9 protein-coding genes are annotated in these 16,060 nt (G+C 29.7%); 8 read left to right on the top strand and 1 reads right to left on the bottom strand.

Annotation, left to right across the window (positions count from 1 at the left end; all coding sequences use genetic code 11):
• Positions 1-153: 153 nt before the first annotated feature.
• The 8 genes from MC378_RS14320 (at position 154) to MC378_RS14285 (ending at position 14,947) form a co-directional block, all read left to right on the top strand.
• Positions 154-345 carry a helix-turn-helix domain-containing protein gene (locus MC378_RS14320; protein WP_242179459.1) on the top strand — a complete coding sequence of 64 codons (192 nt, stop codon included), beginning with the start codon at positions 154-156 and terminating at the stop codon, positions 343-345.
• 13 nt (positions 346-358) lie between these two features.
• Positions 359-2,119, top strand: a complete 1,761-nt coding sequence (locus MC378_RS14315) for a site-specific DNA-methyltransferase (RefSeq protein ID WP_242179458.1) — start codon at positions 359-361, stop codon at positions 2,117-2,119.
• A gap of 2 nt (positions 2,120-2,121) precedes the next feature.
• A complete protein-coding gene (locus MC378_RS14310) occupies positions 2,122-4,767 on the top strand; it encodes a DEAD/DEAH box helicase (protein WP_242179457.1) in 2,646 nt (881 codons plus the stop codon).
• Between the two features lie 8 nt (positions 4,768-4,775).
• Positions 4,776-7,565, top strand: a complete 2,790-nt coding sequence (locus MC378_RS14305) for a TrlF family AAA-like ATPase (RefSeq protein WP_242179456.1) — start codon at positions 4,776-4,778, stop codon at positions 7,563-7,565.
• Between the two features lie 6 nt (positions 7,566-7,571).
• Entirely contained in the window at positions 7,572-9,566 is a 1,995-nt protein-coding gene (locus MC378_RS14300) for a hypothetical protein (RefSeq protein ID WP_242179455.1), read from the top strand.
• A gap of 1 nt (position 9,567) precedes the next feature.
• Positions 9,568-10,506 carry a hypothetical protein gene (locus MC378_RS14295; RefSeq protein WP_242179454.1) on the top strand — a complete coding sequence of 313 codons (939 nt, stop codon included), beginning with the start codon at positions 9,568-9,570 and terminating at the stop codon, positions 10,504-10,506.
• Between the two features lie 45 nt (positions 10,507-10,551).
• Positions 10,552-13,059 carry a DUF4268 domain-containing protein gene (locus MC378_RS14290; protein WP_242179453.1) on the top strand — a complete coding sequence of 836 codons (2,508 nt, stop codon included), beginning with the start codon at positions 10,552-10,554 and terminating at the stop codon, positions 13,057-13,059.
• A 1,246-nt stretch (positions 13,060-14,305) separates the two neighbouring features.
• Complete coding sequence (locus MC378_RS14285; RefSeq protein WP_242179452.1) at positions 14,306-14,947, top strand: DUF6266 family protein; 642 nt, start codon at positions 14,306-14,308, stop codon at positions 14,945-14,947.
• Positions 14,948-15,141: 194 nt separating this feature from the next.
• Here MC378_RS14285 and MC378_RS14280 read toward each other — a convergent pair whose 3' ends face one another.
• A complete protein-coding gene (locus MC378_RS14280) occupies positions 15,142-15,954 on the bottom strand; it encodes a hypothetical protein (RefSeq protein WP_242179451.1) in 813 nt (270 codons plus the stop codon).
• Positions 15,955-16,060: the final 106 nt, after the last annotated feature.

The following is a 16,060-nucleotide window of genomic DNA, read 5'->3' as shown; positions in this document are numbered from 1 at the left end:
TACAAGCCTAATAGCATAAATAAGAATCTTCTACAACCCTTATCAATCTTATAAAACAGTATTGTAATATAAAATTATGTATAAAAACATAACGCAAAACGGTGTATTTTTAAGCAGATAAATGTATATTTATAGGGTCTAAAAGATAGATTTATGAACAGAATAAAAGAAGTTCTGGAAGATAAAGGTATTAAGCAAGTATGGCTTGCAGAGCGATTAGGCAAGAGTTTCAATACAGTTAATGGTTATGTGCAAAACCGCACGCAACCAAGTTTAGAAACCTTGTACAAGATTGCAACAATCTTACAGGTAGACGCAAAAGAATTATTAGTTACAAAGATTTAATAAGTAAGTAAATATGCCAACACTAAATTGGATAGGAAAAGATAAAGTAGTTAGTCATCATCAAGATGTGCCATACAAAATATTAGAACATAAGTATGGCTATAATGAAAAAGGACAATCAAAAAAGGAAACCAATAGTGGTAACAAAATAATTCACGGAGATAACCTTGAAGCATTAAAGGCTTTGCTACCTGAATATGAAGGTCGTGTAGATATGATTTATATAGACCCACCATACAATACGGGTAAAGAAAAATGGGTGTATAACGATAACGTAAAACATCCCAAGATTCAAAAATGGTTAGGAGAAGTTGTTGGAGAAGATGGAGAGGACTTAACACGCCACGACAAATGGTTATGTATGATGTACCCAAGAATAAAACTACTTCATAAACTATTGAAAGATGATGGTGTATTTTATTGCTCAATAGACGATAATGAACACGGTAATTTGAAGCCAATGTTGGATTTAATATTTGGTCCTAATAACTTTTTAAATAATGTTATTTGGCAAAGAGCTTATTCCCCTGTTAATACTAAAAAACGTTTTTCTTTGAATCACGATTTTGTTGTTTGCTATGCGAAAAATAAAAATCAGGTTGAGCTTTTGCTACCTCGTTCTGAGGATGCAAATGATAGATATGATAATCAGGATAATGATATTAGAGGCGTATGGAAGTCTTCGGACTTATCTGTAGCGCCAGTAATTGAAGATAAATTATATCCTATAACTACACCATCAGGTAGAGTAGTTTACCCGCCACAAGGTAGGTGTTGGGTTTTGACTGAAACAAGGTTTAAGGAGTTTTTAAATGATAAAAGAATTTGGTTTGGAAATAACGGTGACGCAGTTCCTTCTGTCAAGAAATTTTTAACGGAAGTAAAGGACGGTATTACACCAATGACTGTATGGCCATATTCTGAGGTTGGTCATACTCAAGATGCAAAGAAGGAAATTAAAATGTTGTTTCCTAAGTCTAAACTTCCATTTGAAACACCTAAACCAACTTCTTTAATGGAAAAGATTTTGAGTTTACGAAACAATCCTAATGCTATAATCTTAGATTCTTTTGCAGGTACAGCTTCAACTGCTCACGCAGTATTAAACCTTAATAAAAAAGATGGTGGTAATCGTAAGTTTATAATGGTTGAGTTAGAAGATTATGCAGATAGTATTACAGCAACAAGAATAAAAAAAGTAATTCAGGGCTATGATTTTAGTGGTAAACAAAAAGATATTTTAAAAGAGTATTCAATAAATATAACAAATCTAAAAAAAGCTGATAAAATTATAAAGCAATATGAAGATTATAAAAATGATACTCAATATTCAAAAGTTGCATTAACAGATAATAATGGTGCAATTTCTATAGTTGGCGAAAAAATGGTTTCTGGTAAAACAGAAGGTATTGGCGGTTCATTCGATTATTACGAATTAGGAAAACCAATATTTAAAGATGATGAAAATCTTAATGAAGAAGTAGGAGAAGATAAAATAAGGAATTACATCTATTATACCGAGACTAAGCAACCACTTACAAGACAACAATCTAAAGAAGGCAAATATCTATTAGATAATTATCAGGATACAGGCTACTATTTCTATTACGAAAAAGATAGTTTAACCACTTTAGATAATAATAGTTTAGGTATCATTTCAGAATTGCAAGAACAATACATTATTTATGCAGACATCTGTTTACTTGATGAAGCCTATATGCTTAACAAAAACATCATATTCAAAAAAATACCAAGAGATATAAAACGTTTCTAAGAATGGAATTAAAAAAATACCAACAAGAGGTTATAAATGACCTTACTCAGTTTATAGAAGAGCTTGATACGACAAGGCATCTTAGTAATGCATTTTCTAACTTTTGGGAAAGTAAAGGAATATCTGTACAGTCTTTAGAAGATGATTTTCTAAGACCTTATGATAATTCTATTAAAGGTGTACCAAGAGTTACCGTAAAAGTACCAACAGCAGGTGGTAAAACATTTATAGCCTGTAATGCTTTAAAACCTATCTTCGATAGCTTTCCTTTAGATAAGCCACAAGTAGTTGTATGGTTTGTACCTTCAGATACAATCTTAAAACAGACATATAAAAATCTAAAAGATACTTCGCATCCATACAGACAAAAGATAGATGCACATTTCAATGGTAATGTAAAAGTCTATGATAAAGAAGCGTTGTTATTTGGTCAAGGATTCAATCCTGTAGAGGTTAAAGAGCAATTAAGCATTTTAGTATTAAGTGTACAGTCTTTTGTAGAAACAGTTAGAAAAGGCTTACCAAGAGCATATAGAGAAAATGAAAATTTAGCAGAGTTTGTGTCTCATTTTAGAGACTTAAAAGCAAATCTTGATAATGTTGATGATACTGCATTAATTCAAGTTATAGCATATCTTAATCCTGTTATAGTAATAGACGAAAGTCATAATTTTGAAGCAGATTTAAGGATAGAGATGTTAAATAATATCAATCCAAGTTTCATATTCGATTTAACTGCTACACCACGTAATAAGAGTAATATCATAAGTTTTGTAGATGCTATTAAGTTGAAGAAAAACAATATGGTAAAACTACCTGTTATTGTTTACAATCATCAAGATACTACAGAGGTGTTGAGTAGTGCAATACAAATGCAAAAGACTTTAGAGGCTAAAGCTAAAACACAAGAGGCAAATGGTGGTAAGTATATAAGACCTATTGTATTATTTCAAGCACAACCCAAAACTAAAGACGATAATATCACATTTGATAAGATTAAAAGTAGTCTTATGGAAATAGGTATTCCAGAAAGTCAAATTAAGATTAAGACAGCAAATAAAGACGAAATTAAAAATTTAGATTTATTAAGTCGTGATTGTGAAGTACGCTATATTATTACTGTAAATGCTTTAAAAGAAGGTTGGGATTGTCCTTTTGCTTATGTGTTAGCATCATTGGCAAATAAATCTTCATCTATAGATGTAGAGCAGATTTTAGGTAGAGTATTACGATTGCCTTATGTAACTAAGCATAAAGAAGATTTATTGAATTACTCTTATGTGTTTACTTCATCTAATAACTTCTTAGATACTTTAGATAAAATTATTTTAGGTCTAAATAAGTCGGGATTTAGTGCAAAAGATTATAGAGTAAAAGAACAGCAAATAGAATCTAAAATTGATACTTCTACTGGTAAAGGTAGTTTTGAAGATTTGTTTGGTAAAGAACAAGAACAGCCTTCAACTTCAAATAATGATAATGATGATACAGAAGTTACAATTAATGTAGATGATGTAAAGCAACTTACAGAATCAGAAAAAGGTACAAGTCAATTAGAAGACATCTTAAAGCTTGCAGGTGATACTAATGCAGAGTTTGAAAAGAAGATGGAAGAATTGGAAAAAGAAGATAATTTAATACCTACCGAATTGAAAGAAAAGATAAAATCATTCCCAATCAAAGAGGTTTTTAAAGAAGATGCAAATAAAGAAGTAATACCAACATTTCACATTAAAACAGCGCCTTCACTTATAGAGCCAGATAATCTTATTCCACTAACTAAAAATCTATTATTAGATGGTTTTGAATTGGATAAGCAGAATAGTGATATAGACCTAACTCGTACAGCATCTAAGATGGCAAGTATAGATCTCGCAGAGGGTAGAAAAGATGAATATGTTCCAGAGTATAAATACGTAGATAATCACGTAAAAGAAGCATTTGCAGAATATCTATCTACATTAACACCGGAACAAAAGATAAATCAAATTGCAGGTCGTATTACTAAAATCATAAAGAAGATAGACCAAATACCAGAACCTCAAATAATTGCTTATATAAAGAAAATTATTGAAAATTTAAATAGTGATAAAATTGCTGAAATCACTAATAATGAACCTTTCTATGCTAAAATTATAAAAAATAGAATTACTGAATTGTCTAACCAACATATGGAAAAGCAGTTTGATATTCTATTAGATAAAGGAACTGTTTTATGTCAGCCTTCATTTAAGTTTTCTAAAAAGATTAGTCCAAAAAATACGCTTAAAGGAATCACTAAAAACCTCTACATAGAAGAAGGCGAAATGAATGATTTTGAAAGGCAAGTCATTAATGAAGTAGCTAATCTTGATAGTGTTGTTTACTGGCATAGAAACTTAGAACGTGGTAAGGGATTATTAATAAACGGTTTTGTAAATCACTATCCAGACTTTATTGTAAAAATGAAGAATGGTAAAACCATTTTAGTAGAAACAAAAGGAGACCATTTAGATGGTTCAGACAGTCAACAGAAATTACGCTTAGGCGAAAAGTGGGCAAGTAAAGCTGGAGATAATTACCGCTACTTTATGGTTTTCAAAAGCGATAAGTTAGATGGTGCAAGAACAGTAGCAGAATTGATAGATATATTAAAGGATATGAAATAGAATTATATATGCAAGATTTTAACGGAGCAAGGTGGTATAAGTGCGATTTACATTTGCATACAACTGCAAGTAGATGTTTTCAAGATAGAGAAGTAACAGCGCAACAATGGGTTGATAGAGCAATTGAACAAGGTTTAGATTGTGTTGCAGTTACAGATCACAATAGTCCAAATGGCATTGAAGAAATTCAAGAAGTAGCTAAAACTACTAACTTAACAATCTTCCCTGGTGTTGAAATTACTTGTGATAGTTCTAAAGTTCATTTATTAATATTATTTGACCCTTCTAAAAAAGCCACAGATGTTGGAGATTTTCTTATTCAATGTGAAATTAAGAGAGACGATTTTGGAAATGAATTAGCTAAAACTGTCAAAAGTATTAATGAGGTAGCAGATATAGCATTCAATAATGATGCAATGGTAATTCCTGCACATATTGATGAATTTAATGGTTTAGAGTCGTTAGGTAATCAGAATCTTTTAGAATTTTATAAACGTAATGATATAAATGCTGTTCAGGTTGTGCATAAAATTTTTAATGAAAATGAATTTACTAATGCTAATATTAAAACTGTTCTACCTTATCTAAACGATTATTATGAAAACTCACCATTACCTATAGATGAGGCTACTGCGAAGAAGTGGTATAATACAGTAAAGCTATCTAAGGAAAGTGATTTAGCATTATTAACTTTTTCAGATAATCCACACGAACCTAAAAATTCAAAACACGGTTTAAATGGTATTGGTTCAAGATTCACATATATAAAAATGGACGAAACACCTTCTTTAGAAGGGTTAAGACAAGCATTTTTATTGCCATCACATAGAATAGTTAATGATTTTGTAGATGCAACTTCTATAACAGATAAACCTGAATTTTGGATAAAATCAATAACTATAATGAATACTACGTTAACAGGAACAGTACCTTTTAAAATAGGATTCAATCCACAATTAAATACTATAATTGGTGGTCGTGGTAGTGGTAAATCAAGTATTTTAAGGTTTATTAGAGGTGTATTTAACCGTACAAGTAATCTTGAAAACTTTACTGAGTTAATAAAAGAGCATAATAGTTTCTATAAAACGAATGAAGTAAAAGGAACAGAGTCTATAGGTGTGTTTAATGATGTATCTACTATTGAAGTAGAGTTTGTTCGTAAAGATTTTTTATATCGTGTAAAAGCATCAAATATAAGTTCTTCGGTTAATCAAACTATTGAAATACATAAATTAGTTGACGAAGTTTGGGTAGAGATTGAGAATGGAGAGTTCTTAAACTTTTTAGAGTTTGAACAGTATTCTCAAAAGCAAATATTTGAAATTTCAAAAGACCCAAATGCTTTATTAGATAGAATTGATTTAAATGTTGAGGAAATCAGTCAACTAAAGGATAAAAGGGAGGTTGCTAAAGAGAATTTCTTGAAGTCTTGTAGTACTATCAGAACACATCAAGTAAGTTTAAAATCAAGACTTAAATTAATAACGGATATTGATGACTTAAAAAAGAAGTTAGAGACTTTAGATAAGGCAGGCATTAAGGAATTAATGGCCGAAAAGAAAGCGTTTGCGGAAGAAGAGAAATTACTAAACGATTATAAAGAACAAATTCAAGTATTAGCTAATCAATTAGATGGTCTAAAAACGGAGTTTGATATTGAACAACCAGATGAAGCAGGTTTTTCTGAAAGTAATAGAGAAGAACTTAAAACAATCTTATCTGAGGTAAAAGAAGCTCTATCTACAAAAGCAACGGAGTATGAAGCACTAATAACATCTATATCACAAATAAAAACTGATTTAGAAACTAAATTAACATCTTCACAATGGAAGCAAGCATATACTACAGCGATAACTAATTATGATGTAAAGAAAGCTGAACTTGAAGCAGAAGGCGTAGAAAACATAGACCAATATGAAGCTATATCAAAAGATATTGAAGATAAGGAAGAAGAATTAGTTGCACTCGATGTTATAAAAGAAAAAGAACGTTTAGAACTTATAGAAAGAGCCAAATATCAGGAAGAATTTGTTCAATTATCTAAAGACATAACTGATAACCGTAAGACGTTTATTGATGATAATGTAACTGATGATAAAATTAGAGTCAAAATTAAACCTTTCAGAAATCAAACAAGTTTTGAGTTACAAGTCCGTAAGATTATTGGCAAAGACACATCTTTTGAAGAGGATTTTAAAAAGCTAAAAGAGTTATGTTTTCAAGGTAACGTAGAGCAGAAAATAAAAGAAGTCAAAGATGTATTCCGCAAGAATTTCTTTGATGATAATGCTGATATAGTTGGAGGACATTTTAAAAATGCTGTTAAGGGTATAACTGATGCAGGTATGGATGAATTAGAATTATTTATGCCAGAGGATGAAGTAGTTGTGGAATATAAACCTGAAAACGCTGTTACGTTTAAATCGCTGTCTACTGCTTCCGCAGGACAACGTACTACAGCAATATTAACTTTTTTACTTTCATTTGGTACTATTCCATTATTATTAGACCAACCAGAAGATGATTTAGATAATAGGTTAGTCTATGATTTAATAGTAGATAGATTAAAAGTAGCCAAAGGTAGTAGACAAATTATTGTAGTTACTCATAATGCCAATATTCCTGTTAATGGCGATGCTGAATATATTATCTCTATGGATTCTGAGAGTCAATTCACATCGGTTTTACATTCAGGTACAGTAGAAAGAGAAGAGATAAAGAAAGAGATTTGTGATGTTATGGAAGGAAGTGAGAAAGCATTTAAAATGCGTTCTGATAGATATAAATTAGTTTAAATAGATATGAAAGGATTTAGATTAATTGCATTAAAAACTGGAGCAGAACAAAAACGTTTTATTACTATACCAGATAGCAATAGAAAGATAGACCCATATAAGGTTTTAAAAACAAATACTGTATATCCATTTTATGCAAATTATTCATTTCCGAGTAATGATTTTAATAAAATACTTATAGATAATAGCACTTCAGTAGATTTGTATTCTTTAGATATTGAAGACCATAGACTTGAGGTTAATATTAGTGCAATAGTTGGCAAAAATGGTTCTGGTAAAAGTTCGTTGATTGAATTACTTTATTTAGCTACATATAATATTGGATGTAGCCTAAAATTGCTAAGAGATGTAAAGAGTAATAGATTCTTAAAAGGGTTTAAAGATTTAGAACTTGAATTGATTTATGCTTTAGGACAAAAATTCTTTATAGTCAGTTTTGACAAAGGAGGTGTTGTTAAAAGTCAAATAATGATTGACAAGGATGGTGTAGTTTCTGATTTTCACAAACCAGAGTATTTTTCTATTCTTGATTTTAGAGAATATTTTTACACCATAACTATAAACTATTCACATTATGGTTTAAATGCTACCGAGGTTGGTAAATGGATTAATTCTTTGTTTCATAAAAATGACGGTTATCAAACACCAATAGTTCTTAATCCTATGAGAACTGATGGAAACATTGATATTAAAAGAGAGAATCAATTACTAAAAAGAAGGCTTCAAGCAAACTTATTACAAAATATTAATGACCAAATTCCAAACGATTCTCTACGTAACATTGCAAATAATAAAATAGCAATATCTATTGAGGCTTCTTATAATAAGAAAACGGTTGATAAATTTGAAGAAAACAGAAAGTCTAATTCTCAACTTAGAGATAATATAACTACACTTATTCAAAAAGTATTTGACTTTCAAATTTCAAAAAACGTTTTAGATACTGATATGTTTATTAATTTATGTATTGATTACATATGTAATAAGCTTTATAAAATTGCTAATAATTACAACCCTTACAATAAGTACCTGGTAGAAGAGAATAACTCTAAAGTATTAAGAAATCTAAATGCTTTTATAAATCACGTTTACAATAGTAATAGTCACATTTTCTTTAAGGTAAAAGGTGCTATTTTATATATTAAATATTATGACAGATTATTTTCTAAAGAAGTAAATACAAAATCTAAAACGATTGTTTTTGATATAGAAAAGTACTCTAAAATTATCGATAGTATAATATTAGATGAAAAAACATTCGTTAATACTTATATGTTAGCACCACCATCATTTTTTGATACCAATATAATATTAAGCGATGATTCAAGTATAGATTCTTTGAGTTCTGGAGAAAAGCAGAAAATGCATAGTGTTAGCTCAATTATTTATCATTTAATTAATTTAAACTCAGTATCAGACTATAATTTAAGAATAGACCCAACGAATAGATTTCATAGTTATAGGTACTTGAATATTGTATTGGATGAAATAGAATTGTATTATCATCCAGATTGGCAACGCACATATATAAATGATTTATTAAGTGCTATAAGTAAAATTAACAAAAGAAATATCTCATACATTCAGGGTTTAAATATTATTTTTTTAACACACTCACCTTATATCTTATCGGATATACCTGTAACTAACGTTTTGAAATTAGATGAAGGTAAGCCATTTAGTTCCATAGATGAACCTCAAACTTATGGGGCAAATATTTACGATTTGCTAACTGATAGTTTTTTTCTGGGTAAATATTATATAGGCGAGAAAGCAAGACTTGATATTGAAAAGATTATTAATACGCTTCGCTCAACTAAAGATAAAATAATAGAGCCTTATTTTAATGAGAAGCCACAAGAAATTAAAAAGAGGATAGAAATAATCTCTGAGGATTTTTTGAGAACAAAACTTCTGAGAATGTATTTTAACAAATACGAAAGCGATAAAGTCTATCAAAGAGAAATGTTACTAAAACAATTAAAAGATTTAGATAATTAGGATGATTTCACTTAACACTTCACAATTAGTTATAGTAGATGCACATTTTGATATTGTATTTGAAAGATTACAAAAGAGTATCACTTATGTTCTAAAAAATGGTTGCACTTATAAAAAAATAAAATACACACCTGTATTGGATGAGCGTGCTTTTTTAAACACATTAAACCAAAAATCTGTTTTAAAAGGTTTAGTTACAGCAAGTCCAGATAAGTTAGCTTTATTGAGGCGCTATATGTTAAAGCGTTTTCCAAACATCCATTTTAATACTAATAACTTAAACCGTTTGTTATATAAAATATTCGTCTCTGATGGTTATAATTCTATAGATAAACACGCTTTTATTTCTAAATTAGAAATCGATACTTGCCCATATTGTAATAGAAATTATGTTTACAGCTTATCTAAATCTGCAAAAATAAAACCTGAATTAGACCATTTTTATCCCAAAAGTATATATCCTTATTTTGGTGTTAGTTTTTATAATTTGATACCAAGTTGTCAGACTTGCAATGGTTTAGGCGTTAAAGGCGAAACAGACCCATTTATTAAAAAAATGGTTTCACCTTATTTGCTAAAGGAAGATGATTATGAGTTCACATTTGATTTAACAAAATTAGATTATCTATCGCCTCTTGATGGCAAGAGTAGTGTTGATGTGAAATTTTTAAAACAAGTTGAAGGTAATGTGGAAGTATTTAAACTTGATAGTTTGTATAAACTTCATAGCGACCACGTTTTAGAATTGATTGTTAAGTCGAAGGTTTATTACAATGATAAATACAGAGAATATTTAAATAATTTTGAAGGTTTATCCTTTTCTGATTCAGAAATAGATAGGGTGTTAATTGGCAATTACACATCACTTAATGAGCTTCATAAAAGACCTTTTTCTAAGTTATACAGAGATATTGCATTAGAGTTAGGTCTTATAGTTTAACTATTTTTTAAAATTAATAACGTTATTTAAGATTCAATTAAGAATATGAAAGCAAACGAATTACCAATCACTAATTTTTTACAAGCACCAAACGTACAATTTGTTATTCCCGTATATCAGCGTAATTATGATTGGACAAATAATGAATGTAAAGAATTGTTGAATGATGTTATATCAGTAGAAAAACACAATAGAGGTACACATTTTATCGGCAGTATTGTTTTTATTCACGAGGGTGCTTATAGCACAAGTGAAGTTAAAGAATTAGTTATAATTGATGGTCAGCAACGCTTAACTACGATTAACATCTTGTATGTTGCATTATTCCGTTTTGCTAATGAAAACAATATGCAAAATGAAGCAGATATGTTGCTCAATATGTTTCTAACAAATCAATATGTAAAACACGAATCAAGTAAACTTAAACTAAAACAAACAGATACTAACTCATTAGCATTTAAAGCTATAATGAATGGAACAGAAAATGAGTTCAACCATTATTCAAATGTTATTGAAAACTTCAATTATTTTAAAAGCATCATTGTAAAGGATAACTTTAACACTATACTAAATGGTTTAAAAAGATTAATTTTTGTTGAAATATCATTAGAAAGAGGAAAAGATGATCCACAAAGAATATTTGAAAGTTTAAATTCTACAGGCTTAGATTTATCACAATCAGATTTAATAAGAAATTATATTTTGATGGATTTAGATCCTAAAAATCAAAATAAGGTGTTTGAACAAATTTGGAATCCAATTGAAGATAATGCAAGAGATTTAATAAAGCAAAAGTCCGTCGTATCCGACTATATAAGAGATTATCTAACCCTGCGTAATAAGAAAATACCAAATAAAAATAAAGTATACGTAGAGTTTAAAAAGCTATTTAATGAGAAAGATGAAACCTATACTCAAGAATTAGAAAATATTAAATCACTTTCTGTCCATTACAAAAAGTTTATTAATCCCTCTTCTGTTCAAGACCACAATATTCGTAGAGAGTTAGAATACATTTCACGCCTTGAAATTAACGTAGCTTTTCCTTTTCTTCTACAAGTTTTTGAAGATGCAGAAAATGGTTTAATATCTATTAATGAGTTAATTGAAGTTTTAAAATTAGTACAGTCTTATACTTGGAGAAGATTTGTTGTAGGCTTACCTACTAATGCATTGAACAAAATATTTATGACATTGTATTCAGAAGTCGATACAGAAGAGTATTATAATTCAATAGCATTAGCTTTAATAAAAAAACGAGGTAGTGCAAAATTCCCAACTGATGAAGATTTAAAAACCGCATTGAAGGATAAAGACTTATATAACATCCAATCAAAAAACAGAAATTATATGTTCGAGTTGTTAGAGAATTTTAACAATAGAGAATATGTTAATACATCTAATGAAAACATCACAATAGAGCATATTTTCCCTCAAACACCTAACGAGGATTGGAATAAGGTAATTACACCAGATGATTATTTTATGTTTAAAGAGAAATATATAAATACTATAGCAAACCTTACATTGTCTGGCAATAATGGTGCTTTAAGCAATAAGTCTTTTAATGATAAAAAAGATATGAATAGAAAAGGTGCTGAACAAGGGTATAATTTCAGTCGTCTATGGTTAAATGATTATCTTAAAACTATCGATAGTTGGAATATTGTAAATTATAATAATCGTTTTGACCTAATTTTTAATCGCTTTCTAAAAATATGGGAATATCCAGATGTAGCAATACCAGTTTCTGAAAATACAGAGGAACAAAATCTATTTAATTCTGAATCACCTACACACAAAAAATTAGAGTATTTTATTTTTGAAAACACAAAAGTTGAAGAAGAAGTTATCGCCCAAATGTATTTTTACGTCATTGAAAAATTATATGAAAAAAATGCTCAATTATTATTAGAGGCAAAAGACATATTTAAAATTACTCGCAATGCATTAGATTTTAGAGCACCACAAGAATTGCAAAGTGGTTACTTTATTGAATCAAATATAGACAGTAACTCAAAGTTTAGCACTCTAAAGAAACTACTTCCTTTATTTGAACTTGAAGACGAATTATTAATAAAATATGCTGATAATGATAGTGTTGGTGGTGCTATTCCTAATCGTTTTAGTGTGCGTAGAGCATTTTGGAAACAATTATTGCCCTTAATTGTTGATACTAATTTATTTGCAAATGTAAACCCAACAAAGGACCATTGGATAAGTTCTGGAGCAGGCATTAGTGGCTTAGGTTATACTTTTGTTGTTACAGGGAAATATGCAAGAATAGAATTAGGTATAACTTCATCAAGTAAAGAACAAAATAAAAAATACTTCAAAAGGCTATTATCTAATAAAGAAAGTATTGAAAATAATTTTGGAGACAAACTTGAATGGGAGGAATTGGCTAACTATAAAATGAGTCGCATCAAATATGAAATGAGTGATGTAAACTTATTTGATAAAAATGATTGGGAGAAAATGAATAGATTTTTAATAACCTACTTACCTAAATTTGAAAAAGCACTACAACCAGCTATTAAGACTTTGAAATAAATATTTTTAGTACAATAAATTAAGTGTCTAATGTTTGTCTATTTTAATTTTTGAATATATAATTCCACACAACACAAAACCCAGTTTTTTCGTGCCTCAAAATCCTCTGTCTTTTGTGTTGTTCCGCTTACATTGCGAGTTTAGCGTTTTTTTGTCTTTAAGGTAATAGCATATTGCAATTTGGTTTTCATAAAATCAAACCAAATTACAATAAGCTATTCTGTTAGTATTATATCATAAAACCCTAAACTTACCCAAGCTATGTTACATAATAGAAGTTATAGTAGCAAAAATCCTTTCAATGGTTGCCTACGGCGTGTTATTATATTTTCGTAGCTATAACTGCTATTATGTAAAATATCCGCTCATCCAACGCTCACATCCGAACTATTAATCACATTTTGAATAAGCATTAAACAGTCGAACATTTAAAGGATTACGTTAATTTGTTATAATATTCGTTATCTCATTCAACTGCACAAAACCATCACTAAGTCCAGATATTCCTTAGCTCAAGTCTTTGTTTGTTTCATTTCACTATCAAATATTAAAGTCCACTTTTCCCCACCACCCAAGAAATAGGATATAAAAAAATAGGTCAATAAAATTTAGGAACAAGCCATAGCACATTCCTTTTTATCGTGCCTCAAAAAAGAAACAAGCTATTGTCTAAAAGTCCTGTATGAGTAGCTTAATTAAAAGCTGTATTATCATAAAACTTTTTAATACGCTACACATACAAACGCACCATCCAACGCTCAATTCGGAATAGACCTATTTTTTTAAGTGTTAATTCCCCAGAAAAGCGGAATAAAATAAAAAGTATTTAGATTTTGAATTAACATTGAGATAGTAAAAAATAATAAAAAAGAAATCAAAGATATGTGGCTTCCTTCAGCCAACGCTAAATGCCGAAAAGGTCAAGCCCTACGGGTTTTGGATAAAACTTTTTTTAATAAACTCTTTTTTTTAATTTGAAGCATAGTGCTATAAAAAACTTTTACCCAAAAACCTTGTCGCCATTATCCACGCCACCTTTACTTATTGCTTTCTTTTTTCTTCTTTTTTCTTTTAAAAATATATAGGGGCAAAGTAAAGTAGGGCAAGCAAATGCAAAGGCAACCAATAGGTTAATTGTCCTTGCAGAAGTCTTTATATTTGCTTAAAGGTTAGCGCAAAAGCATTGTTAAAACCGAATTAAGTCCGTACCAAATCCGAATAAGTAATTTTTAATTTTTTATATAGTATGGGCAAAATATCTCAAGGAATTTTAGGAGGTTTATCAGGTAAAGTAGGAAACATTATCGGTGGTAATTGGAAAGGAATCGATTACATAAGAATAAAACCTTCAAGTGTTGCGAATCCAAGAACGGAAGGACAAGTAAATCAAAGAAACAAGTTTTCAAGTGTGTTGGAGTTTCTTCAACCTAACAAAGCGTTTTTAAAAGTCGGTTACAAGAGTTTTGCGGTTAAGAAAACAGAATTTAATTCTGCTATGTCTTATTTGTTGAATAATGCAGTAGTCGGTACAGCACCCAATTTTACGGTTGACTACAGTAACGCATTATTGAGTAGAGGAAGCCTCTCAGGTGTCTTAAATGGCGTTACAGATCTAACAAATGCAGGTCAAGTAGATTTTAGTTGGGGAGATAACTCGGCAGAAGGTAATGCAAATACAACTGACAGATCAATGGTTTTGGTTTATAACCCATCAAAAAAAGAATCTATTTATATTCTTGATGGTGCTATAAGAACTGCTGGAGCACAGACAGTAACAATACCAAACACTTATGCAGGCGATACAGTAGAGCTATTTATGGCATTTGTTTCGGCAGATGGTAGTCAAGTATCGAATAGCATCTATTTAGGCTCTGGTACGGCAAGTTAATAACGACTAAATAGAAGTAAAGAAACCGTTCCCAAAAGGAGCGGTTTTTTGTTTTTAATACCACTTATACAAGGGTATGATATAAGGTTCAAAAAGTTGTACCTATGTTGTACCTTTTTTGTTTTACCTAAATTTATATCAATAAATATAGTGGTTACAAGAGTTTATTTAGATAACACGGTGTTGTGCGTTCGTTATTTTTTTGTTCCTTCCAATGTCTCTTGTAAATCAATATTTATTTTTTCGTCCACAATGTCTGTCATTTTTCCAGTTTCAAACTCGTATTTTTTTATTAAAGTTGGCTCATTATATTCCTCAAATTTCCCATCACTATTTTTGTCAACTCCAAATAGAATTGTCAAATCTTTTTCGTTGTTAAGAAACTTAAAATTGAAAATATCCATTCCTTCAATTCCAACCTTCTTAAGTTCCTTTTTACCTAATGAATAAATATAAAGTGTTTTAAAATCTAAAAGATTTATTACTCCGTCTTTGTAAGTATCTTTTTCCGAAACTCTCATTAATAATAAAATGTCATCCTCAAAATATTCTGCTTTAATTTGGTTAAAATTCACTCGTTTGTCAAAGAGTTTTTTATTACTGTCGTTTTTTGAATCATAAACAATTAAATTATTGAAAGCTCCATAATATTGTCTCGAATATCGAGTGTCATTTTTTTCGTAGCTTGAAGAGGCTTTAGTCAAGTTTAAAAGTCCATTTATGTCTTCTTGGTCATTCAGAGTTTTATGAGAAACAGGAATAATGTAAACAGAATTGAGTGTGTCAATCAATCGTGGATTTTCATATGAAATTACTTGCTCTCGTTTATTTTCTTTTTGTAATTCCTCAATTTTTTCGTCTGATAAAATTCCAGTTTCTACATCATCATAACTTCGATGTTCCATAATAGTAATCGATATAAATGCAATTAATGCTACGATTAGAAAAATCACTCCAACTGTTCCTAAAACAGCTAATATTCTTTGGTTATATTTCTCAATTTTCATTTGTAGTTACGATTTTTTTTAATGACGCACAACGTGTTTGTGTTATTGAAAGTTGCGTTTTACGTGAACGGCTATTTTCCGCAGGAAAATAGAAGTTTACAAAAAA

This window comes from Polaribacter marinus (assembly GCF_022662535.1).
Classification (GTDB): domain Bacteria; phylum Bacteroidota; class Bacteroidia; order Flavobacteriales; family Flavobacteriaceae; genus Polaribacter; species Polaribacter marinus.
Note: the sequence above shows the minus strand (reverse complement) of the source record. Positions and strands in the feature narration are given on the sequence as shown.